This is a genomic window from Janthinobacterium sp. CG3, from assembly GCF_000344615.1.
Taxonomy (GTDB): Bacteria; Pseudomonadota; Gammaproteobacteria; order Burkholderiales; family Burkholderiaceae_D; genus Janthinobacterium.
Genome location: NZ_KB467824.1, coordinates 1,752,592 through 1,772,362 on the forward strand (window position 1 = coordinate 1,752,592; position 19,771 = coordinate 1,772,362).

Genomic DNA, 19,771 nt, shown 5'->3' on the forward strand with positions numbered 1-19,771 from the left:
TCGGCCTGCCGGCGCCGCGCCCTTGGTTTGGGGGCCGCCGCCGACTCAGGTGGGGCCGGAGGCGTCGTACATCTGCTCCATCATGTCCAGAAAAACGCGGGTCTTGGCCGGCATCAGGCGCCGGCCCGGAAACACCACCCACCCCGTCACGGTCGGGAAACTCCACTCCGGCAGCACCCGTACCAGTTCGCCGCTGGCCAGATACGGCGCGGCGAAGCGCTCGGTGCTGGCGGCGATGCCGATGCCGGTGCACGCCATGCGCACCAGCAATTCGGGTGAATTGGCCAGCAGGCGCGTCGGCAGGTCGCGGGTCCAGCGCGTTTTGCCGCGCAACAGGGTCCAGCGCGACAGGCCGTTGACCGTCGGCGGCAGACTCAACAAGTCATGCTGGAACAAGTCGTCCGGCTGCTCGGGCAGGCCGCGCAGGCTGGTGTAGGCCGGCGCCGCGTACAAGGCCAGCGTGCTGAAGCCCACGCGCCGCGCCGCCAGGCTGGCGTCGTCCGGCAAGTCGCCCATGCGGATCGCCAAATCGAAATTCTCCGCCAGCAGATCGACCCGCCGCGGCGACAAGTCCAGCTCCAGCGAAATGTCCGGATAGCGCTTGATGAAGGCGGCCAGCAGTTGCCCCATCGTCAGGTTGGCGACGTCGGCCGGCATCGACATGCGCAGCCGCCCGCTGGGCGCCAATTGCCGGTGCTGCACCAGCGCGGCCGCCGCCTCGGTTTCCTCGGCAACCTTGCGGGCGTGCTCCAGCAGGCTGGCGCCGAACTCGGTAAGCACCAGCTTGCGCGTGGTGCGTTGCAGCAGCCGCTCGCCCAGCCTGGCTTCCAGCAACGCGATGCGGCGCGACACGGTCGATTTCGGCAAGCCGACGCGCTCGGCGGCGCGGCTGAAGCTGCCGCACTCGACGATGCGGGCGAACAGCAGCAAGTCGCTCGGGTCTAAATCCATGGCATTGTTCCATTATCGGTTTAATGTTATCCATTCTAATGGCTTCCGCACTGGTTTTGGAACTGTTAAAGTTCTTCCATCGAAACACCAACCCCACCGACGGAGACCACACATGAACATCCTGCAAATCAATTCCAGCGCCCGCAGCAGCGGTTCCGAATCGACCCGCCTGGCCGATGCCATCGTCGCCCGCGTCAAGGCCGCCAACGCCGGCGCCAGCGTGAGCCGGCGCGACCTGGCCGCGCAACCGCACCCGGTCATCGACGAAGCGACGCTGCAGGCGCTGTTCACGCCGCCGTCCGAGCGCAACGCCGAGCAGGCGGCCCGCGTGGCGCTGGACGACGCCCTGATCGCCCAGGTGCAGGCGGCCGACGTCATCGTGATCGGCTCGCCGATGTACAACTTCGGCATCACCGTGCAACTGAAAAGCTGGTTCGACGCGATCGCCCGCGCCAACGTCACCTTCAAATACGGCGAAACCGGACCGGTCGGCCTGCTGTCGGGCAAGAAGGTCTACGTCGCGCTGGCCCGCGGCGGCATGCACCGCGACGCCGGCAGCGACACCCAGGTGCCGCACCTGAAAGCCTTCCTCAACTTAATCGGCCTGAGCGACGTGCAATTCATCTACGCCGAAGGCCTGGGCATGGGTCCCGACGCGGTGGCCAAGGCGCAGGCGCAAGCGGACGCCGACATCAACGCCGTGCTGGTGTAAATACCGGCGGGGAACGGGCCACGCGATTTTAGCAACTGGAGAATGACATGACACAAGCGATAGTGACACCGGAACGAGTGCAACACGGCCGCGGCATCGAGCGCGTCGTCGCCGGCCAGGCCGTGATGGACGGCGCCGGCGTCAAAATCAACCGGGTGCTGACGCAAACCTTGCAGCGCCGCCTGGACCCCTTCCTGATGCTCGACGCCTTCGCCAGCGACAAGCCGAACGACTACCTGGCCGGCTTTCCCGAGCATCCGCACCGCGGCTTTGAAACCGTCTCCTACATGGTCGCCGGGCGCATGCGCCATAAGGACAGCGCCGGCCACGAGGGCCTGCTGAGCAGTGGCGGCGTGCAATGGATGACGGCGGGGCGCGGCGTGATCCACTCGGAAATGCCGGAGCAGGAAGAAGGCGTGATGGAAGGCTTCCAGCTATGGCTGAACCTGCCGGCGGCCGACAAGATGCGCCAACCCTGGTACCGCGATTTCGCCAGCCAGGACATCCCGCGCTTCACCACGGCGGCCGGCGTGACCGTGCAAGTGATCGCCGGCAGCAGCCACGGCGTCGCCGGCGCGGTGCAGCGCGACGTCACCGAGCCGCTCTACCTCGACATCGCGCTGCCGGCCGGCGCCGACTACAGCCAGTTGCTGCCGCAGGGCCACAACGCCTTTTTCTACACCTTCCGCGGCGCCGTCAGCGTCGGCGAAAAGGCGGTGGCGAGCGCGCGCATGGCGATTTTGGCCAACGGCGCCGGCGCCGACGGCGTGCGGATCCACGCCAGCGAAGCGAGCCGCGTCATCCTCATCGCCGGGCGCCCGCTGAACGAGCCGATCGCCCAGCACGGCCCGTTCGTCATGAACACCCAGGCCCAGCTTGCCGAAGCGATCGACGACTTCCGCGCCGGCCGCCTCGGCGAGTGAACGCGCGCCGGTGCGCTTCGGCGTTTGCGGCTAGAATCGCTGCATGGCTTCTACTTTTATTGCATGGCTCAAGTATTTGAGCCGGGTCTGCGGTTTCGATACCGCCGACTCGTTTCCGCCCGGTCATCCGTATGCGCGCACGCGCTGGAACGCCGCTTATTTTGATATCGCCTCGGACGTCAAGCCCGACGAGGTGGAGCGCCGCCTGTGCGCGGCCATTTCGAATACGCCCACGGTGTTCGCGTATATCGTCAATCCGACCCCGCGCATGCAGCGCGCCTTGTTTGGCGTACTCGAAGAGCGCATGCGCCGCAACGGCAACGCCGGCGAGTTGGCGCTGTTGCTGATCGCCGCCTTCCGCAGCGCGCATACGCAGGAGGCGCTGCCCGGCCTGCGCGCCGCCATCCACGGCACGCGGCACGACGAGGCCGGCGAGCGGGTGCGCAGCCTGCTGGCGTTCCTGGCGCAGATGCAGTCGCCCTTCGACGTGATCGAGTCGCTGCCGGCGATTGCCGCGCCGCGCTAGGCCGGCCAGGCGAAGTTGCTCGGCACGTGGCGCTGGCGCAGCCGCATGAACGGCGTTTCGACCAGCCGGTATAGCAGCCAGCCGGCGGCGACGCTGGCCGCGGCCATCGCCAGCATGGCCGGCGCCGTGTCCGGCCCCATGCCCCATGCCATGCATACCGGTTTGAGCAGGATGCACAGTTGTTTGTGCGTCAGGTAGAGCGCGTACGACCACAGCGCCAGGCTGGCCGCGCCGGGCACGCGGGTGCGCCGCAGCAGCGAGGCCGGGCTGAGCGCGGAGAGGATCAGCAGCGCGACGCTGGCCGCCAGCAGCGGGTAGCCGAACACGCTGACGGCGTAACCGTAGCGGTCGCCGAGGAACAGGTAGATGCTCAGCGCGGCGCAGCCCAGCCCCGCCAGCAGGCTGCGGTTGCCGTGCGCGGTGGCGCGCGCCCACGCCCGCGGATGGTGGTTTTTGAGCAGCGCCAGCGCGACGCCGGCCAGCAGTTCGTCGCAGCGGCACAGCGACGAGTAGTAGATGTATTTGTAGTAGGCCAGGCCGCCGCGCGCGTGGCCGACATAGTCGTCCCAGATGTAGGCGCGCAGCAGCATGCCGGCGGCGATGCCGGCCGCGAGCGCGCCCCAGGCCCACGCCAGCGAGCGGCGCCGCGCGGCGATCAGCAGCGCCAGCGCCGGCAGCAGCAGGTAGAACTGTTCCTCGACGCAGAGCGACCAGGCGTGCGAGAACACGGTGCCGGGGGTCAGGTTGATGTTCTGGGTGAAGCTCAGGTATTTCCACAGCGGCAGCATGGCGGCGTTGCCGCGCCACGCCGGCCAGCAGGCGTACAACGCCAGCACGACGTAGAAGTTGGGCAGGGTGCGCAGCAGGCGCCGCGCGTAGAAGTTTTTCAGCGAGAAGGGCCGGCCGCTGCGCAGCGCGGCGACGATCTGGTTGCCGATCAGGTAGCCGCTCAGGCCGAAGAACAGGTCGACGCCGATCCAGCCGGCCTCGCCGAGGAAGCCGAAGGCGCCGCCGTCGCTGACGAACAGCAGGTAGTGGTTCATGAAGACCAGGACGATGGCCAGCGCGCGCAGCGTGTCGAGGCCGTGGTTGCGGGCGGTGCCGGTGGCAGGTGTCATGTTGAACGGGGCGTTGGCGCCAGCGGGACCGGGCGCCCGCTCGACGCAGGCCGATGATGCCACGACTGCGCGGCCTTGGCCAGATTTTTCATGCGCCGGGCGCAATCCCGCTAGAATGGGGGCGTGACCTTGTCCCCCATCGTTTCGGAGCCAGACCAGTATGCCGGCGAGCAGCCCAGCGCATTTTACGTCGTTTAACTATACCGGCCAGCGCGCCGGGCCGCGCCTGATCGTTCTCGGCGCCGTGCACGGCAACGAGACTTGCGGCACCCGGGCCATCGGCCGGCTGATGGCGCAGCTCGACGGCGGCGCGCTGCGCGTCGCCGCCGGCAGCCTGACCCTGGTACCGGTCGCCAATCCCTTGGCGTACGCCAGGGGCGAGCGCGCCGGCGAACGCGATCTGAACCGCCATCTCTTCCCCCACGACGCGCCGGCCGATTTCGAGGACCGCGTCGCCAACTGGCTGTGCCCTTTGCTGGCGCGGCATGACGTGCTGCTCGATTTGCATTCGTTCCAGGCGCCCGGCGAGGCGTTCGCGCTGGTCGGGCCGCGCGACAACGGCGGGCCGTTGGAGCCGTTCGCGCAGCAGGCGGCCGAACGCACGCTGGCGCGCCGGCTCGGCGTGCGCCGCTTCGTCGACGGCTGGCTGGCCACCTACGCCATGGGCGTGCGGCGCCGTTCGGGCGCCGGCGTCGACGTCGCGCTGGCGCTGCGCTACGGCGTCGGCACCACCGAGTACATGCGGTCGAGCGGCGGCTACGCGATCACGCTGGAGTGCGGCCAGCACGCCGATCCGGCCGCGCCGCAGGTGGCTTACCGGGCGATCGTCAACGCCCTCGCCTTCCTCGGCCTGATTGAGGCGCCCGCGCCGGAGCCGGTCGGCGCCGCCGCGTTGGAGGCGCTGAGTATCGTCGCGGTGTACGACAAGGTTGACGCCGCCGATGCGTTTTGCCGCGACTGGCGCAGCTTCGACCGGCTGCGCCGGGGCGAGCCGATCGGCCGGCGCGCCGACGGCGCGCCCGTGCTGGCCGAGGCCGACGGCATGATGCTGTTTCCCGACGGCGCAGCGGCGCCCGGCGCCGAGTGGTTTTACTTCGCCCGCGCCAATCCGGCGTTTTAGCCGCGCCGGCGCGGGTCGATTGCGGCGCGCCGCCTCAGGGATACGGCGGCCGCGTCATCCTGAACAGCGACTCCGGCAGCACTTCGAAATAGTCGGCCGGGCCGCCGCCGCGCAGGATGTGGCCGGCGTTCGCGGTGTCGTAGACGCCGTCCCTGAGCAGCGCGCGGTCGATGTGGACGCCGACCACCTCGCCCAGCACCAGCCAGGCGCCCAGTTCGGCGCCGGCGGCGTCTTTCAGGCGCACGATCTGGCTGCAGCGGCATTCGAACGACACCGGGCTGTGCGCCACCCGCGGCGCCTGGACGATGCGGCTGGCGGCCGGGGTCAGGCCGGCCAGCGCGAATTCGTCGACGTCGGCCGGCGCCGGCGCGCTGCTGAGGTTCATCGCCTCGGCCAGCGGCCGGGTCGCCAAGTTCCAGACGAATTCGCCGCTCTGTTCGACGTTGCGCAGGCTGTCCTTGCGGCCCAGGCTGCAGAATCCGACAATGGGCGGCGTGTAGTTGAAGGCGTTGAAGAAGCTGTACGGCGCCAGGTTGAGCACGCCGTCCGCCGCGCGCGAGGAGATCCAGCCGATCGGCCGCGGCCCGACGATGGCGTTGAACGGGTCGTGCGGTAGGCCGTGGCCCTTGGCCGGTTCGTAGAAATGTGAATCGTCTGTCACGCTGGCTCCCTGGTGCTGGAAAAATGGCGGTGGACTCAGTGCCCGGCGGATGGCGAGAACAGGTTGATGACGACGACGCCGGCGATGATCAGGCCCATCCCGAGCATGGTCGGCAGGTCGAGCGCCTGCTTGAACCAGATCCAGCCCACCGCCGAGATCAGGACGATGCCGGCGCCGGACCAGATCGCGTACACCATGCCGACCGGCAACACGCGTATCGTCAACGAGAGGCACCAGAACGCCACCGCGTAACCGACAATGGTAAGCACACTTGGCAGCAGGCGGCTGAAGCCGTCGCTTGCCTTGAGCGCGCTGGTGGCGATGATTTCACCGACGATGGCGATGGCCAGGTAGAGGTAGCTCAGGGTGGGGGTCAAGGTGGGGGTCATACCGCGTCCTTTCTATGGGTCATGCGTTCGAGTTGTCGCAGGAGTTCGGCGCGCCGCGCCGCGGCGATGGCGTGGCAGCCCAGTACGTCGTTGAGCCACAAGCCGTCGGCGGCGAGCCGGCACAGCAGCAGCGTCGCGCGTTCCTGCTCGCTGTCGGCCCGCTCCTCCGGTAGCGCTTCCTGGATGGCGCTGCTCCAACGCGCCCGCAGCGCCGGGTCGGCCAGCATGAGGATCGTCAGCGCCCGCCACGACGACTGTCCGTCGTGGTCCGCCATGTGCGCCGTGGCGCGCAGGTAGGCGCGGGTGACGCGGCCGTATGCCGACGCGCCAGCGTCGGCCTCGGCGGCCATCTCGGCGGCCATGACCTCTTGCACATGTTGCTGGGACTGCTCGAACAGCGCGTCCAGCAAGGCCTGTTTACTGCGGAAATGGTGTTGCAGGCCGCCTTTGCTGACGCCGGCCAGCGCCGCGACGCCGTCCATGCTGACGCCCTGGGCGCCGTGTTCAAGCGCCAGGTGGGCGGCGGCCCGCAGCAACTGCTGGCGCAACAGGTCGGGTTGTTTTTTGCGGCGGTGGGCGTCGGTCATGCGTAAAGATACCATACAGACGGATTGTTTCAAAGCGGTGTTTGCCGGGGACCGTTGCCGCCCCCCCCATTGGCGACTGGCGCGACACGCCCGCGAGGGCTACAATTCGTTCTCAGGAGACAACATGAATAACTTGGGGAAACTAATGTTGGGGTCGGCGGCGCTGGTGGTCCAGCCCTGCCCGGCCGCCGCCGAGCAAGGACCGATACAGCTGCGCGTGCTGGCGCAGGAAAGCATTCCGCCGAAATGGGTGATACGCGGCGGGCGCATGGACGGCCTGTGTCCCGACATCCTGGCGGCGATTGAAAAGATCGAGCCGCGCGTGCGTTTCTCGGGCTACGCCGACTACCGCTCGCTGCCGGTCATCGAGCAATCGCTCAGCAGCGGCGCCGTCGGTGCCGCCTGCGCGCTGCTCGACACGCCGCGGCGCCAGCAGATCGCGCGCATCGTCGGCCAGCCGCTGTATTCGGTGCGGCACCGTCTGGCCGCAGCCAGCGCCGAGACGGCCATGCCGCGCAATTTCGACGAGCTGATCAAGCTCAAGCCGCTGATCGCCACGCCGCGCGGCGCCAGCTACTCCGAGCAGCTGCGCGTGATGGGGCTGGCGGTGGACGACAGCACCGGCGACAATATGGTGAACTTGAAGAAGGTCGCCGCTGGCCACGGCCGCTTTTTCTACATGAACGAGCTGACCATGGGCTGGCTGCTGCAGTCGGACGAGGTGCGCGGCAAGGTGCGCATGTTGCCAGGGGTACTGAAGGAAGAGCCGATCTATTTCTGGATCAGCAAGAAGGCCGATCCGGCGGCGGCGGCCATCGTCGAGCGCGCGATTGACCGGTTGCATGCGAACGGCGAGATGGCGCGGATCTACAAGCGCTGGGCGGACGGCCGCTGAACTTCCTATATAAAGGGGCCGGGAACGCTCACGGCAAACCGCAGGCAAAGAGCCGGGGTCAGCCCGCTGATACCGCTAAGTTACCGTGAAACGTTTCGTGTCGGAAGGGTATTAGCGCATACCCGCTCGTAAATTTTTCAGCGCATCGGCCCGCTTGCAGTTAATGCGGCGAGAGTATTTTCAGGCCGACGATGCCAGCGATGATGGCGGCGATGCACACCAGGCGCATCGCACCGGCCGGCTCGCCCAGCACCATGAAGCCGAAGATGGCGGTGCCGACGGTGCCGATGCCGGTCCAGATCGCGTAGGCCGTGCCCAGAGGCAAGGTGCGCAGCGCCAGCCCCAACATGCCGACGCTCCCCCCCATGGAGATGACGGTCAGCACCGACGGCCACAGTCGCGTAAAACCGACAGTGTATTTCAGGCCGATGGCCCAGCCGATTTCCAACAGTCCGGCTAAAAAAAGTATTCCCCAGGTCATAGGATTCCCCCCGTTGCGGCAAGGTCGTCCCTACCCGGCTCCCGAATCAAGCGGGGTCGTCCCCACAGGAGCAAAAGAAACCCTAGTATATCATTGGCAATACATTGCCGCCGGCACCGGGGCTTCTTGCCAACGCCCACCGTAGGCGATCATTGGCACGCTCGCACTTATTTTCATCAGGGCATCGATACCTCGCGCTGGCATTGCACCGCCTGGACTGACGGCCCGTCCAGCCACGGGCGGCCGCGCGGCCGCCCCGCCCTCCCCGCGTTTTTTACACCCGCCAGCAGGCTTTTGATTTATATCGTAATATGGCGATATTGAAATTCGAAACACCCGATATACACATCGTCGAACGACGAAGTAAGACCGTCACACAGCGGAGTACAAGATGGAAATCGATGCAATTCACAAAGCCCTGGCCAATCCGGTGCGGCGCAACATCCTGCAATGGCTCAAGGAGCCGGAGCTGAATTTTGCCGAGCAGGAGCATCCGCTGGAGTTCGGTGTGTGTGCCGGCCTGCTCGACAAGCGCGTCGGTTTGTCGCAATCGACCGTGTCGGCGCATCTGGCGACCTTGCAAAAGGCCGGCTTGGTGACATCGCGCAAGGTCGGGCAATGGAGTTTTTTCAAACGCAACGAGGAGACCATCCAGGCCTTTCTCGAACACATGAACAACGGGCTATAAGCAGTCTCACAGCGTCCACCGTGGCGCATCTCACAAGGAAGCACAATGGCAAACTTATTCGATCCGATCACCGTCGGCGACCTGCAATTAAGAAACCGCATCATTATGGCGCCACTGACCCGTTCCCGCGCCACCGGCGGCGCCCGCGTGCCCAACGCGCTGATGGCGCAATATTACCGCCAGCGCGCCTCCGCCGGCCTGATCCTGAGCGAAGCGACCTCGGTCACGCCGCAGGGCGTCGGCTACGCCGACACGCCGGGCATCTGGTCCGATGAACAGGTCGAAGGCTGGAAACTGGTGACCGAGGCGGTGCACGCCGAGGGCGGCCGCATTTTCCTGCAACTCTGGCACGTCGGCCGCGTCTCCGATCCGGTCTTCCTCGACGGCGCCCTGCCGGTGGCGCCCAGCGCGATCGGCCCGCGCGGCCACGTCAGCCTGGTGCGTCCGCAGCGCGAATACGTGACCCCGCGCGCGCTGGCGACGGACGAGCTGCCGGGCATTGTCGCGGCCTACCGCAAGGGCGCGGAGAACGCCAAGAAAGCCGGTTTCGACGGCGTTGAGGTGCACGGCGCCAACGGCTACCTGCTCGACCAGTTCCTGCAGGACAGCACCAACCGGCGCGAGGACGCCTACGGCGGCTCGATTGAAAATCGGGCGCGCCTGATGCTCGAAGTGACCGACGCCTGCGTCGACGTGTGGGGCGCCGCGCGCGTGGGCATGCACCTGGCGCCCCGGCGCGACGCGCACGACATGGGCGACTCCGACCCGCTGGCCACCTTCGGCTACGTGGCGCGCGAGCTGGGCAAGCGCGGCATCGCCTTCATCTGCGCGCGCGAAGCGGTAGGAGAGAACCGCCTCGGCCCCTTGCTGAAGAGGGAGTTCGGCGGCGTCTACATCGCGAATGAAAAGATGGACAAGCGCACCGCCCAGCAGGTGCTGGCGGCCGGCGAGGCGGACGCGGTGGCGTTCGGCCAGTTGTTCATCGCCAATCCGGACCTGCCGCGCCGGCTGGAAACGGACGCGCCGTTGAACCAGCCGAATCCGGCCACGTTTTACCATGCGAGCGCCGAGGGCTACACCGACTACCCGGCGCTGGCGTAAGCGCCTGTCGCAGTAAGGTATTAACAAGGCCGCGTCATGCGGCCTTTTTTACGCTGCCTGGCGGCGCCTTGACCGCCCCGATCAGCGCAGCTGGGTATAGTTGACCGGCACCCAGCGGTAGGCCTGGCCCTGCGCGCGCACATGCCCCATGCCAGGGAACGGCAGGTGGCTGGCCCCCAGCAGAAAGCCCGCCTTGGCCGCGTCGGCGAAGGCTTTCTTGCGCTCGGCCCCGGCGGCCTTGCCGTCGCCGTCGAAGGCGATGGTGACCTCGGGGTGGTCGAACTGCACCGCGCCCACGTGGATCAGGTCGCCGATCAACAGCAACTTCCGGCCTTTGCTTTCAACCACGTAACTAGTGTGCCCGGCGGTGTGGCCCTTGCTGGCATACGAGCGCACGCCAGGAGCCAGCTCGACATTGCCTTCGAAGGATTGGTACTTGCCGGCCTTGACGTAGGGTCCGACCGACGCCTGCGCGCCGACGAAGTAGCTTTTGGTATCGGCGCCGGCCTTGGACAGATTCTCCGGGCTGAGCCAGTAGTCGGACTCGTGCTTGTCGGCGCGCACGACGGCGTTTGGAAACGCCAGTTGTTCGCCGGCGGCCAAGCCGCCGACATGGTCGGGATGCATATGGGTGAGGTAGATTTCGTCGACTTGCTCGGGCTGGTAGCCGGACGCCTTCAAATTGGCCAGCAACTTGCCCAGCGTCGGGCCGAACAGGCCGCCGGCGCCGCCGTCGATGAGCACCAGCTTGCTGCCGGTGTTGACCAGATAGGCGTTGACCGAGGTTTCCAGCGGGCTGCTCAGGAACGCCTGCGCCAGCGCCTGGTCGACCTTCGCCGGCGTGGTACGGGTCAGCAACTTGTTGACCGGCAGTTCGACGGTGCCGTCGCTGAGCGCGGTGACTTCGAAGTCGCCCAGCATTATGCGGAAATAGCCGGGCGCCGAGGTCTTGGCCATCGGCGCGGCGGCGTACGCCGGCGCCGCGGCCATGGTGGCCGTGGTGGCCACGGCGGCGGCAAAAAAGGCGGCGGTGCGCGCCGACCGGTACAGGGGTTCGTTCATTGTTTTCCTTATCAAAATTACTGGACAATTCCACACTATATCGCTGAATGCGCGGCAACGCGGCGCCGCCATGCTGTGCGTGGAAAGGGACAAGGAAGCCGGGCCGGCGGCGGCGCCCGCCAGCGCCTCAATGGCGCGGCGCCGGCGCGCCGGTTTTGGCGGCCCGGCGTGCGCGCGACGTGCTCAGGATGCGTTGAATGACCGGCTCTGGCACGCGGTTTTCCTTGAAATACGCGGTGGCGACGGTCTTGCCCAGCGTCTTGTTGAATTCGACGCCGCGCTCGACCAGTTCGGCGGTGGCGGCATCGGTCCTGGCGTTGCTGCCGACAAAGGGGTCCGGCTCGCTGTAACTGTGCATGGTTGACACTCCATAGGTTTATCTCTGTTAAAAGGTCATCGGCACGCGCACCGTCAGCGACACGTCGGGGGTGTCCCGGGTCAAGCCGGCGCCGAGCGCGACATTCAATGACTTGTTGGCGTTCAGGCGGTAGGAGTAGCCGACCAGCAGGGTGCCCAGCTGCGTGCGCACCGAACCGGGCACGACCGCGCCGTTCTGGCGCGTGCGCCCTACCGTGTTGTGGTCGTAACCCAGGCTGAGCGAGGCTTTTTCATTCAGCGCCAGGCCGATGCCGAAGTTAAAGCCCAGCACCGCGCCCGGTTCCACCGTGCCCAGCGCTTCGGTGCCGCCGTTCAGCACCCTGCGGCTGACGTCCTTGCGCTTGAAGTTGTGCAGATAGCTGACGCTGCCGAAAAACACCGCGGGGTCGGACGGGAACAACCAGGTAAGGCTGGGCTGCAGCGAGTAGAACCCGGAGCCGGTGGGCAGGTCCAGCGGCAGCCCGGTGCCGGTGGCGTTCAGGCCGATGCAGCGCTGCTGGCAGTCGGTGACGACCTCGAACGGGTCGCGCCCCGTGCGCGACTTGAAGCGCAGGCCGGCGACGTAATACGGTTTGTCGGCGCCGCCGTCGTTGAGTTGGTAGCGCGCCGCCAGTTCGACGTCGCCAAGGGCCTTGCCGCTGGTGTCGAAGACCCGTTCGACGGCGGTGCCGGTAAAGATTTCCCGGCTGACGGTGGCGTCGGAGCGGTACACATAGGGCAGCTTGGCCTCCACCTCGACACGGTTGCTGATGCCGGCACGCCCGGTCAGCGCCGCCGTGAAGGTGTTGCGTTTGACCTCGCGCACGTCGATCAGGCCGATCAGCAGCGCCGGGATGACGGTGTAGCCGACCAGCGCAACCCGGTTGCTCGACGCATAACCGAACTGCAGCGACGGTTCCAGCACAAATTTCCCCCTGGGCGTGAGCACGCCCGGTTGCTCGAACAGCGGCGCGACCTCGGGCGGACGGCCGCTGCGCACCGGCGGGCGCCCGACCGCGCCGGGGTTTTGCGCCAGCCCCAGTCCTTGCCCGGGCTCCTGCCCCTGGCTTGGCGCCGCCGGCCCGGGCGCAACCGGGTCGGCGCCGGTACCGCCCGGTCCGGTGCCGCGCTGGCCGGCCAACACCTCGCTGCCGACGCCGCCGGCACTGCGGCGCAGCTCGGCGATACTGCGGTTTTGCTCGCCGACCGAATGGCGCAGTGTTTCGAGCAATTGTTTTTGCTCGGCGAGCTGTTTTTTCATCGTTTCAAGCTGATCCACCAGTTCGGCGCGGCTACCGTTGAATTGCTGGCCGTGCGCGGCCGCGCTCAGGAGCAGCGCCGACACGCCAGCGACACCGAAACGTACCATTTTTTTTCGTTGCATTATTTCTCCTCGAGAATGAGTGCGAAAACCAATTACGAGCGCCGGCCAGCGCCGGCGCAACCGGGACCGGCCCGCGACGCTCAGCGCGCGCCGATGGCGTTGCTAAGCGCGTTGCGCAGGCCGTCTTCAAAATTGATCATTTTTAATAACTCCAGGCTGTTGACGCTGGTGTTGATCACGGTATGGGTGCGCAGCACCTGGTCGTTCAGGCTGTTCTGTATCACCGTGCCGGCCGCCGTCTGCGTCATCGGCCCCGCAATAAAGGTATTGCCGGCGCCGTTTTGCAGCAGGTTCAGCGCGGCGGCCGCCTCGCCGACCAGCGCCGCCTCGCGCTGGCCCAGCCTGGACACGTCGGCAATGCTGAACGAGCTGCTGGAGACGACGGTACCGTTGACGCTGGCCATGCGCTCGATGCCGAGCGACATCACCAGGCCGCCGCCCAGGTCGTAACCGCCGCGCGCCTCGTCGAGCACCGCCTCGGACACCGGGGTCCAGTCGTCGGCGACGCCGGCGGCCAGCGCCGGCGCGCCCAGGCCGGCCAGCCACAGCAGGCAAGCCGGCATACACCCTTGATTCATTCGCATACCACCTCCCGCTTAAAATTCCCCCTGGCCGTGCCTGGGGATCGTCACCGTGTCGAGGCCGTTGCGGTTGACCGCCGTGGCCAGCGGCGCCGTCGGCGCCACGCGCCAGTCGGCTGCGGCGTTGAAACGCGCCGGCCCGGCGCGCGCCGGCACGCCATGTATGACAAACAACAGTTTACTGCGCCACATAGCCTCGAAGCTGTCGCGGGCCATCGCCCGGGTGCCCCCGGCCGGGTCGCCCACCAGCACCCGGCTTTCGCTCAAGCCCTTGACGACAACGAAATGGTGGTAGCCGTGATCCGACAACAGCACGATGGCGGGGAAACCGGCGTCAAGCAGCTTGTGCAACGGTAATTGAAAGCCGTCCGCGACGAAGCCGTGCGCCGCAAGAAAGCGTTTGATGTCGAGCAAAGAAAAGCCTTCTTTCTTGATCTTCGTCTGGTCGCCGAGCAAGTACATTTGCTCAAACACAAATTGTTCGCTGACGGGGTAGGCGTAGTGGTGGCTGAGCAGGGTCGCCACCGCCGCCGAGCCGCAGCTGAAATCGTATTGCTGGCGCAGCGTGGTGAGGAAACGCGCCTCCTTCAGGCTCGTCACCGGAACCTGGAAACGCGCCCCGCCCAGACTACCGAACTCCATCGCCGTGGCGGCGGCGCCGTCGGCGAGCAGCGCCGCGGCCAGCAGGGTTGTCGACAGCGTGCCCATGGTCAGCGCAGCTGCAAATTAACGACGGTGGCGTTCTGGATCAGCACGTTCGCCCCCGAATTCTGGATCACCACCGGTATGCCGGCGGCGTTGCTGAACGCGGCGCCGTTGACGATGTTGTTGCCGGTACTGACGTTGACGGCCGCGTTGCCGCTGACCACGCCGCTCAGCCTGGCCTCGTTGCTGACGGTGTCGGCGCCGCCGCGCGACTGCTCGAGTTGCTCCAGCGCTACCGCCACGCTAAAGCCGTCCGCACCGCCGCCCAAGCGCACTTGAACGGGCGGCGGCGCGATCGCCATCAGCGCCGCCACCGACGCCGGCATCGGCTCGGCGATGGGCCCGGCTAAATTGCGCATTCTGCCGTCGGCGAGCGCCGGCGGGGTCCATCCCCAGTCCGCTGGCGCGGCAGGCTGCTCGGCAGCGCCGTCCAGCCACGCCGACGCGAGTTCGTCGCCCCGGGCCGGCACCGCCGCCGCCAGCGCCAGCACGCCGGCGCCCATGCATCGTATCCATCCCATATTGCCTCCTTGTCCTGTTACACCACCCGGCGGCGGCACCCGGGTCGCGGGTGCCGCCGCCGGGCGGCTCGCTTCGTTCGGCGCGGCATTCACGCCGCGCCCTACCCTGGCGGGAGGGGCGCGGCGGCGGCCATTACCGTCCCAGCGACAAGTTCGCCTGGACCGTCACGCTTTGCTGGATCAACGACGACAGGCCGCTGTTCTGGCTAATGACCAGCAGCCCGGCCGCCGACTGCGCCGTACCCGTCATGGTGTTCGCCATATTGAAACTGCCCGCGTTCACGCTGTTGCTACCACCGGCGCCGCCGGTGCCGCCCGCGGCCGCGCCACCGCTACCGGCGCCGCCGGTATTGGTGCCGCCCGCGCCGCCCGCGCCCGCGGTGTTGGTGCCGCCCGCGCCGCCGGCGCCGCCGGCGCCCGCGGTGCCGCTGCCGCCGGTGGCCGCGCCGCTGGTGGCGCTGCCGTTGGTGGAGGCGCCGCCAGCTGCGCCGCTACCGGCCGTGTTACTGGCGTTGCCGCTGGCGGCGCCTGCCCCGCCTGCCCCGCCCGCGGCGCCAGCGCCGCCGGTACTGGTGGCCGTCGCGCCCGCGCCCGCCGCGCCGCCGGCGCCGCCGGTGCCGGAAGCGCCCGCGCCACCGGTGCCGGTGACGGCCGCGCCGGCGCCGCCGGCGCCGCTGGTGCTGGTGCCGCCGGCGCCGCCCGCGCCGGCCGTGTCGGTAGAGGCGCCGCCAGCGCCGCCGTCAGGAGGCATGCCGGCGCTGCCGCCGGCGCCGCCAGTGGCGCCGCCGCTGGTGCCGCCCGCGCCGCCGGGGTTGCCCCCGGCCCAGCCACCGCGGGCGCCGTTGCCGCCGGCGCCGTCGCCGGCGCCGCCGTGACCGCCGTAGCTGTCGCCGGCGCTGCCGCCGTTGCCGCCGGCACCGCCCGTCGCGGCGCCGCCGTTGGCACCGCGGCTGCCGGCGCCGCCCATGCCGCCCATGCCGCCGGCGCCGGTGTTGGCGTCGCGCGCCGCGCCGCCGTCACCGCCGCGTCCGGCGAGGCTGTCGCCGACCGCCGCGCTGCCGCCGGTGCCGGCGCCGCCAGCGGCGTCGCCGCCGCGCGCGCCGCTGGCGCCGGCGGCGCCGCTGGCGTCGCCGCCGCGGGCGCCGACGCCGACCGCCAAGCCGCCCAGGCCGTGGCCGCCGGTGCCGCCGGCGCCGGCGCCGCCGTTGGCGTTGCCGAGGTTGGTCGCGTAGTTGCCGATATTGCTCACCATGTTACCCGTCACCGTGCCGGAGAGGCTGCTGACGGCGGTGGCGCTCGAGGTGTTAAACGAGTTGGTGAAGTTCGCCGTCGATACGCCGCCGTTGTTGGCGGCGGAAGCGCCGGAGCCCATTGCGGCGGCCTCGCCGGAACTGTTGTTTTGCCCGGTGCTCTTGTCGTTGTTCTGATCCGAGTAGTTGTCTTGCGTGGCGTACGAATTGTCGTACGCCGACGGACCGGCGCCGCCCTGCGTGGTGGTGTTGCTCGCAGTTTGGGTGTTGCTGCCCGGTGTGTCGTTGGCCGCGTTCACCGCCCCGTTCTGTGCCTGTGCAGTCAGGCTGAAGGCGAGGGCGATAGCTGCCGCTAGAAGAGTTTTTTTCATTGCAGTTCCTTATTGAAAAAGTTAGCCGAGGATAAATCTGGCTTGGCGGACTCCGCTAAGCACAGACTGTCAATGCAAACTCAGTGCCAGCCCCAACAAAATATCGCTAAGCTTTTGAATATTAAGGATTTTTATAACAATACCGGGTGCCGCCGGCGCACTCGGCGCGACAGCGCGGCCGGCAAATCGGCTGCGCCTGTCACACCGCTGTGACGGCGAGGCCGGCCGGCGTCTGCCGGGCGTTCGAACGGGTCAGGAAATATCGCGTAAAATCAATCACTTAAGCGGGCGGCGCATTGGCTTTTGCGCGCGCGAAAGGTGTATCAAGGTTGTGACCGGGGCCGCCCAGGCTGTGACAGCCGCGACAGGCGCACGCGGCGGTGCCGGCGCGTCAGCAGTGGATGCCGTGCTTGGCCAGCAGGCGGTACAGGGTCATGCGCGAGACGCCCAGGTCGCGCGCGGCCTGGCTGATGTTCTTGCCGGCCCGGTCCAGGCTGGCGTCGATGGCGTCGCGCTCGGCGCGCAGGCGGATGCCGTCGAGCGCGTCGCCGTTGCTGCGCCGCAGCGGCGCCTCCAGCCCCAGGTCCTGCGGCGAAATCAGGCGCCCTTCGGCCATCACCATGGCGCGCCGCACCCGGTTGATCAGCTCGCGCACATTGCCGGGCCAGTCGTGCGCCTTGACCGCCTCCAGCGCCTTGCCGCTGAACCCCTTGACGCGCGGCGCCCGTTCGGCCGCGAACTGCGCGAAGAAATGGTTTGCCAGCAAAGCCAGGTCGTCCTTGCGCTCGCGCAAAGGCGGCACGTCCAGCGCCAGCACGTTCAGGCGGTAGTACAGGTCTTCGCGGAAGGCGCCCTTCGCCACCGCCTTTTGCAGATTCATATGGGAGGCGGCGATCACGCGCACGTCGAGTTCGATGCTCTGGGTCGAGCCGAGCCGGTAGATGGTCTTTTCCTGCAGGAAGCGCAACAAATTCGATTGCAACTCCATCGGCAAGTCGCCGATCTCGTCGAGGAAGACCGTGCCGCCGGCGGCCGACTCGATCAGACCGCGCTTCTCGCGCGCCGCGCCGGTGAACGCGCCGCGCTCGTGGCCGAACAGCTCGGACTGGATCAGGCTGGCCGGAATCGCGCCGCAATTGATCGGCACGAAGGGCCCCCCGGCGCGCGCCGACTGCGCGTGGATGGCCTGCGCGGTGAGTTCCTTGCCGCTGCCGCTCTCGCCCCAGATCAATACCGGCGCGCTGGCCGAGGCAACCCGGCTGATTTGCCGGCGCAGGCGGCTGATGGCGCCGCCGTGGCCCTTCAACGCCGTCCCGCGCTGGGATGCCAACGCCGGCGCCTCGCGCAGCGTCGCGTAGCCGTGCGCGTGGCCCAGCGTGTGGCCCAGCCGCAGCGGGTCGATCGGCAGGGTATGGAAATCGCAGCAATGCTCGGCCACCAGGCGGCGCCAGTCCGGCAACTGCAGCGTGCTCGGATGGAACACCCCGACCCACTGGACGCCCCAGTGCTGGCGCAGGAAACTGTCGATGTCGTCGAGCGCGTCGGCGCGCGCCGTGCCGAGCAGCAACCCGACCAGACACGGCTGTTCGCGCAACACGCGGGCCGCCTCGCGCAGGCCGGCAACGCGGTGGATGACCCAGTCATCCGCCCATGCCGGCGCCGCCTCGGACAGCGGCGGCGGACCGTCCAGCGTGACGTACAGCAGTTGCTTTTTGAGCATGTCCCTGCCTCCAAGGTGAATCGGATTGATTTACATATAAGTAATAATGATTAAAATACAATATTAAGCGCAAAAAAATAGCGCGGACGAATCCGGCGGGGCCGCGCCGCCGGCGGCGCCCCGGTCAGCGCGCATCTATCATGCCTTGGGCTGCGAAAAACTGCAAATCGATACGCGCGGGCATGTTGGGGGGGGAGCGAACCAAGGGCAAGGGCTGGGGTCCGACACCGCCGGCGCTTGAGCCGGTGGTTTTTTTCACGCGATGCGGCAGCTTAGCGCAAGCCCAGCATGGCGCCGCCGCGCTTGGCGATGTGGGTCATGCCGTTTCCCCCGGGGTGAAATGGTGGTGTTGGTCCAGCAGGCCCTGCTCGCGGATGAACTTGATCACCGTCTCCACGCCGGCGCCGCTGCGCAGGTTGGTGAACACGACCGGCCGCTCGCCGCGCATGCGCTTGGCGTCCTGCGCCATGACGTCGAGGTTGGCGCCGACGTAGGGCGCCAGGTCGGTCTTGTTGATGATCAGCAGATCCGAGCGGGTGATGCCGGGGCCGCCCTTGCGCGGTATTTTTTCGCCGCCGGCCACGTCGATGACGTAGATGGTCAGGTCCGACAGCTCCGGGCTGAAGGTGGCGGCCAGGTTGTCGCCGCCGGATTCGACCAGGATCAGGTCGAGGTTGGGGAAGTCGGCCTGCATGCGCGCGATCGCCTCCAGGTTGATCGAGGCGTCCTCGCGGATCGCCGTGTGCGGGCAGCCGCCGGTTTCAACGCCCATCAGGCGCTCGGCCGGCAGGGCGCCGGCGCGCAGCAGGATTTCCATGTCCTCCTTGGTGTAGATGTCGTTGGTGATGACGGCCATGTCGTAGTGTTCGCGCATGCCTTTGCAGAGCATTTCGCACAGCGCGGTCTTGCCCGAACCGACCGGGCCGCCGATGCCCACGCGCAGCGGGTTGGATGTGTGGCTTGTCATAGTTGTCTCCTCATGATGTTAAGAACGGTAGAGCCGGCTGTACTGCACTTCGTGCTGCATCGACAGCAGCGCCAGCCCGGGCGCCCAGTTGCACATGTCGTCGTCCGGCACCTCTTGCGCGTAGCGCGCCGCCGCCTCCAGCTCGGCGCGCAGCGACAGCAGCAGGCGCTGCCCCGCCACCTGCCCCAGCGGCACCGATTTGACGCACACCAGCACCTGGTTTTCGGCCCAGGCGAACAGCATCGCCAGCAGCGCGGCGTCGTGCGGGATCGCCAGCGCCACCACCGCGCAGGCGTAGGCGGTCGGCAGCGCCACCTCGGGCTGGCCCTGCAGCGTCTCGATCAGCGCGCCGTCGGCCACGCCCAGCCCGGCCAGCAGCTTGGTCAGCGAATAGCCCATCTGGATGGTCTCGGCGCGGAACTCGGCGCTGTCGCGCGAGGCGACGAAGCGCTCGCTCCAGCGCTGCACCGCCGCCACGTCGCGCACCTGGAAGGCGCGCATCAGGCGCCAGCACACGGCCGCCTCCCACGGCGCCACCACCTCGTGCAGGTGCCGCACGATCCAGTCGCGCGCGCCGGCGGCGTCGCGCACCGCGCCGCGCTCGAGCGCCGCCTCCAGCCCCTGCGAATAGCTGTAGGCGCCGATCGGCAGCGCCGGGCTGGCGAACTGCAGCAGGTGCAGCAGCGCGGACGCCTGCATCG

23 protein-coding genes are annotated in these 19,771 nt (G+C 68.0%); 7 read left to right on the forward strand and 16 right to left on the reverse strand.

Features of this window, described 5'->3' with window-relative positions:
• Positions 1–45 precede the first annotated feature (45 nt).
• Positions 46–951, reverse strand: a complete 906-nt coding sequence (locus tag JANGC3_RS0107475) for a LysR family transcriptional regulator (RefSeq protein ID WP_017875862.1) — start codon at positions 949–951, stop codon at positions 46–48.
• Between the two features lie 112 nt (positions 952–1,063).
• On the opposite strand from JANGC3_RS0107475, the gene JANGC3_RS0107480 reads away from it, so the two are divergent.
• Genes JANGC3_RS0107480 through JANGC3_RS0107490 form a run of 3 tightly spaced genes read left to right on the forward strand, consistent with a single transcriptional unit; the run spans position 1,064 to position 3,112 of the window.
• On the forward strand, positions 1,064–1,663 hold the full coding sequence (locus JANGC3_RS0107480) for an FMN-dependent NADH-azoreductase (RefSeq protein WP_017875863.1): 600 nt from the start codon (positions 1,064–1,066) through the stop codon (positions 1,661–1,663).
• Positions 1,664–1,710: 47 nt separating this feature from the next.
• Entirely contained in the window at positions 1,711–2,586 is an 876-nt protein-coding gene (locus tag JANGC3_RS0107485; RefSeq protein WP_026132685.1) for a pirin family protein, read from the forward strand.
• A 43-nt stretch (positions 2,587–2,629) separates the two neighbouring features.
• On the forward strand, positions 2,630–3,112 hold the full coding sequence (locus JANGC3_RS0107490) for a hypothetical protein (protein WP_026132686.1): 483 nt from the start codon (positions 2,630–2,632) through the stop codon (positions 3,110–3,112).
• Here JANGC3_RS0107490 and JANGC3_RS0107495 read toward each other — a convergent pair.
• Entirely contained in the window at positions 3,109–4,230 is a 1,122-nt protein-coding gene (locus JANGC3_RS0107495; protein ID WP_017875866.1) for an acyltransferase family protein, read from the reverse strand. The genes JANGC3_RS0107490 and JANGC3_RS0107495 overlap by 4 nt on opposite strands.
• A gap of 160 nt (positions 4,231–4,390) precedes the next feature.
• Between JANGC3_RS0107495 and JANGC3_RS0107500 the strand changes: the two genes are divergently transcribed.
• Entirely contained in the window at positions 4,391–5,350 is a 960-nt protein-coding gene (locus JANGC3_RS0107500; protein WP_017875867.1) for a succinylglutamate desuccinylase/aspartoacylase domain-containing protein, read from the forward strand.
• Between the two features lie 34 nt (positions 5,351–5,384).
• Here the strand turns inward: JANGC3_RS0107500 and JANGC3_RS0107505 are convergent, their stop codons facing one another.
• From JANGC3_RS0107505 to JANGC3_RS0107515, 3 genes are read right to left on the reverse strand one after another with little or no spacing between them, the layout of a single operon-like run.
• Positions 5,385–6,011: a flavin reductase family protein gene (locus tag JANGC3_RS0107505; RefSeq protein ID WP_017875868.1), complete on the reverse strand. Its 627-nt coding sequence runs from the start codon at positions 6,009–6,011 to the stop codon at positions 5,385–5,387.
• Positions 6,012–6,046: 35 nt separating this feature from the next.
• Positions 6,047–6,400 carry a DMT family transporter gene (locus JANGC3_RS0107510; protein WP_017875869.1) on the reverse strand — a complete coding sequence of 118 codons (354 nt, stop codon included), beginning with the start codon at positions 6,398–6,400 and terminating at the stop codon, positions 6,047–6,049.
• Positions 6,397–6,987 (reverse strand): TetR/AcrR family transcriptional regulator, encoded by a 591-nt coding sequence (locus JANGC3_RS0107515; protein WP_017875870.1) that lies wholly within the window; start codon positions 6,985–6,987, stop codon positions 6,397–6,399. Before JANGC3_RS0107515 ends, JANGC3_RS0107510 begins: the two co-directional genes overlap by 4 nt.
• A 124-nt stretch (positions 6,988–7,111) precedes the next feature.
• Here JANGC3_RS0107515 and JANGC3_RS0107520 point away from each other — a divergent pair, with 124 nt between their 5' ends.
• Positions 7,112–7,882, forward strand: coding sequence for a substrate-binding periplasmic protein (locus JANGC3_RS0107520; RefSeq protein WP_157406504.1), 771 nt, complete (start codon positions 7,112–7,114; stop codon positions 7,880–7,882).
• 160 nt (positions 7,883–8,042) lie between these two features.
• Here the strand turns inward: JANGC3_RS0107520 and JANGC3_RS0107525 are convergent, their stop codons facing one another.
• Positions 8,043–8,363, reverse strand: coding sequence for a DMT family transporter (locus JANGC3_RS0107525; RefSeq protein WP_026132689.1), 321 nt, complete (start codon positions 8,361–8,363; stop codon positions 8,043–8,045).
• A 391-nt stretch (positions 8,364–8,754) separates the two neighbouring features.
• Here JANGC3_RS0107525 and JANGC3_RS0107530 point away from each other — a divergent pair, with 391 nt between their 5' ends.
• Together JANGC3_RS0107530 and JANGC3_RS0107535 are read left to right on the forward strand one after the other, a co-directional pair.
• Entirely contained in the window at positions 8,755–9,051 is a 297-nt protein-coding gene (locus JANGC3_RS0107530) for an ArsR/SmtB family transcription factor (protein WP_017875873.1), read from the forward strand.
• Positions 9,052–9,096: 45 nt separating this feature from the next.
• Positions 9,097–10,152, forward strand: a complete 1,056-nt coding sequence (locus JANGC3_RS0107535) for an alkene reductase (protein WP_017875874.1) — start codon at positions 9,097–9,099, stop codon at positions 10,150–10,152.
• 81 nt (positions 10,153–10,233) lie between these two features.
• Here JANGC3_RS0107535 and JANGC3_RS0107540 read toward each other — a convergent pair whose 3' ends face one another.
• From JANGC3_RS0107540 to JANGC3_RS0107585, 10 genes are all read right to left on the reverse strand, one after another.
• Complete coding sequence (locus JANGC3_RS0107540) at positions 10,234–11,214, reverse strand: MBL fold metallo-hydrolase (protein WP_017875875.1); 981 nt, start codon at positions 11,212–11,214, stop codon at positions 10,234–10,236.
• A gap of 127 nt (positions 11,215–11,341) precedes the next feature.
• Complete coding sequence (locus JANGC3_RS0107545; protein WP_017875876.1) at positions 11,342–11,572, reverse strand: hypothetical protein; 231 nt, start codon at positions 11,570–11,572, stop codon at positions 11,342–11,344.
• A gap of 27 nt (positions 11,573–11,599) precedes the next feature.
• On the reverse strand, positions 11,600–12,955 hold the full coding sequence (locus JANGC3_RS0107550; protein ID WP_026132691.1) for an acetate kinase: 1,356 nt from the start codon (positions 12,953–12,955) through the stop codon (positions 11,600–11,602).
• A gap of 80 nt (positions 12,956–13,035) precedes the next feature.
• Positions 13,036–13,533, reverse strand: a complete 498-nt coding sequence (locus JANGC3_RS0107555; protein ID WP_157406505.1) for a hypothetical protein — start codon at positions 13,531–13,533, stop codon at positions 13,036–13,038.
• A gap of 18 nt (positions 13,534–13,551) precedes the next feature.
• A complete protein-coding gene (locus JANGC3_RS0107560; RefSeq protein WP_017875879.1) occupies positions 13,552–14,244 on the reverse strand; it encodes a cysteine peptidase family C39 domain-containing protein in 693 nt (230 codons plus the stop codon).
• Positions 14,245–14,246: 2 nt separating this feature from the next.
• Positions 14,247–14,762 carry a hypothetical protein gene (locus JANGC3_RS28670; protein ID WP_232429674.1) on the reverse strand — a complete coding sequence of 172 codons (516 nt, stop codon included), beginning with the start codon at positions 14,760–14,762 and terminating at the stop codon, positions 14,247–14,249.
• 133 nt (positions 14,763–14,895) lie between these two features.
• Complete coding sequence (locus JANGC3_RS0107570) at positions 14,896–16,383, reverse strand: hypothetical protein (RefSeq protein ID WP_026132692.1); 1,488 nt, start codon at positions 16,381–16,383, stop codon at positions 14,896–14,898.
• A 391-nt stretch (positions 16,384–16,774) separates the two neighbouring features.
• Complete coding sequence (locus JANGC3_RS0107575; RefSeq protein WP_017875882.1) at positions 16,775–18,103, reverse strand: sigma-54 dependent transcriptional regulator; 1,329 nt, start codon at positions 18,101–18,103, stop codon at positions 16,775–16,777.
• Positions 18,104–18,419: 316 nt separating this feature from the next.
• The gene (ureG, locus tag JANGC3_RS0107580) at positions 18,420–19,070 is read right to left on the reverse strand and encodes an urease accessory protein UreG (protein ID WP_017875883.1); all 651 of its coding nucleotides are present in this window, start codon (positions 19,068–19,070) and stop codon (positions 18,420–18,422) included.
• A gap of 18 nt (positions 19,071–19,088) precedes the next feature.
• Entirely contained in the window at positions 19,089–19,769 is a 681-nt protein-coding gene (locus JANGC3_RS0107585; protein ID WP_026132693.1) for an urease accessory protein UreF, read from the reverse strand.
• Between the last annotated feature and the right edge of the window lie 2 nt (positions 19,770–19,771).

Coding starts and splice junctions, on each gene's coding strand:
- JANGC3_RS0107540 (WP_017875875.1), bottom strand. CDS start 11,214: ATGAACGAACCCCTGTACCGGTCGGCGCGCACCGCCGCCTTTTTTGCC.
- JANGC3_RS0107545 (WP_017875876.1), bottom strand. CDS start 11,572: ATGCACAGTTACAGCGAGCCGGACCCCTTTGTCGGCAGCAACGCCAGG.
- JANGC3_RS0107530 (WP_017875873.1), top strand. CDS start 8,755: ATGGAAATCGATGCAATTCACAAAGCCCTGGCCAATCCGGTGCGGCGC.
- JANGC3_RS0107495 (WP_017875866.1), bottom strand. CDS start 4,230: ATGACACCTGCCACCGGCACCGCCCGCAACCACGGCCTCGACACGCTG.
- JANGC3_RS0107550 (WP_026132691.1), bottom strand. CDS start 12,955: ATGCAACGAAAAAAAATGGTACGTTTCGGTGTCGCTGGCGTGTCGGCG.
- JANGC3_RS0107585 (WP_026132693.1), bottom strand. CDS start 19,769: ATGCAGGCGTCCGCGCTGCTGCACCTGCTGCAGTTCGCCAGCCCGGCG.
- JANGC3_RS0107575 (WP_017875882.1), bottom strand. CDS start 18,103: ATGCTCAAAAAGCAACTGCTGTACGTCACGCTGGACGGTCCGCCGCCG.
- JANGC3_RS0107490 (WP_026132686.1), top strand. CDS start 2,630: ATGGCTTCTACTTTTATTGCATGGCTCAAGTATTTGAGCCGGGTCTGC.
- JANGC3_RS28670 (WP_232429674.1), bottom strand. CDS start 14,762: ATGGGATGGATACGATGCATGGGCGCCGGCGTGCTGGCGCTGGCGGCG.
- JANGC3_RS0107500 (WP_017875867.1), top strand. CDS start 4,391: ATGCCGGCGAGCAGCCCAGCGCATTTTACGTCGTTTAACTATACCGGC.
- JANGC3_RS0107555 (WP_157406505.1), bottom strand. CDS start 13,533: ATGAATCAAGGGTGTATGCCGGCTTGCCTGCTGTGGCTGGCCGGCCTG.
- JANGC3_RS0107510 (WP_017875869.1), bottom strand. CDS start 6,400: ATGACCCCCACCTTGACCCCCACCCTGAGCTACCTCTACCTGGCCATC.
- ureG (WP_017875883.1), bottom strand. CDS start 19,070: ATGACAAGCCACACATCCAACCCGCTGCGCGTGGGCATCGGCGGCCCG.
- JANGC3_RS0107475 (WP_017875862.1), bottom strand. CDS start 951: ATGGATTTAGACCCGAGCGACTTGCTGCTGTTCGCCCGCATCGTCGAG.
- JANGC3_RS0107515 (WP_017875870.1), bottom strand. CDS start 6,987: ATGACCGACGCCCACCGCCGCAAAAAACAACCCGACCTGTTGCGCCAG.
- JANGC3_RS0107560 (WP_017875879.1), bottom strand. CDS start 14,244: ATGGGCACGCTGTCGACAACCCTGCTGGCCGCGGCGCTGCTCGCCGAC.
- JANGC3_RS0107570 (WP_026132692.1), bottom strand. CDS start 16,383: ATGAAAAAAACTCTTCTAGCGGCAGCTATCGCCCTCGCCTTCAGCCTG.
- JANGC3_RS0107535 (WP_017875874.1), top strand. CDS start 9,097: ATGGCAAACTTATTCGATCCGATCACCGTCGGCGACCTGCAATTAAGA.
- JANGC3_RS0107480 (WP_017875863.1), top strand. CDS start 1,064: ATGAACATCCTGCAAATCAATTCCAGCGCCCGCAGCAGCGGTTCCGAA.
- JANGC3_RS0107520 (WP_157406504.1), top strand. CDS start 7,112: ATGAATAACTTGGGGAAACTAATGTTGGGGTCGGCGGCGCTGGTGGTC.
- JANGC3_RS0107485 (WP_026132685.1), top strand. CDS start 1,711: ATGACACAAGCGATAGTGACACCGGAACGAGTGCAACACGGCCGCGGC.
- JANGC3_RS0107525 (WP_026132689.1), bottom strand. CDS start 8,363: ATGACCTGGGGAATACTTTTTTTAGCCGGACTGTTGGAAATCGGCTGG.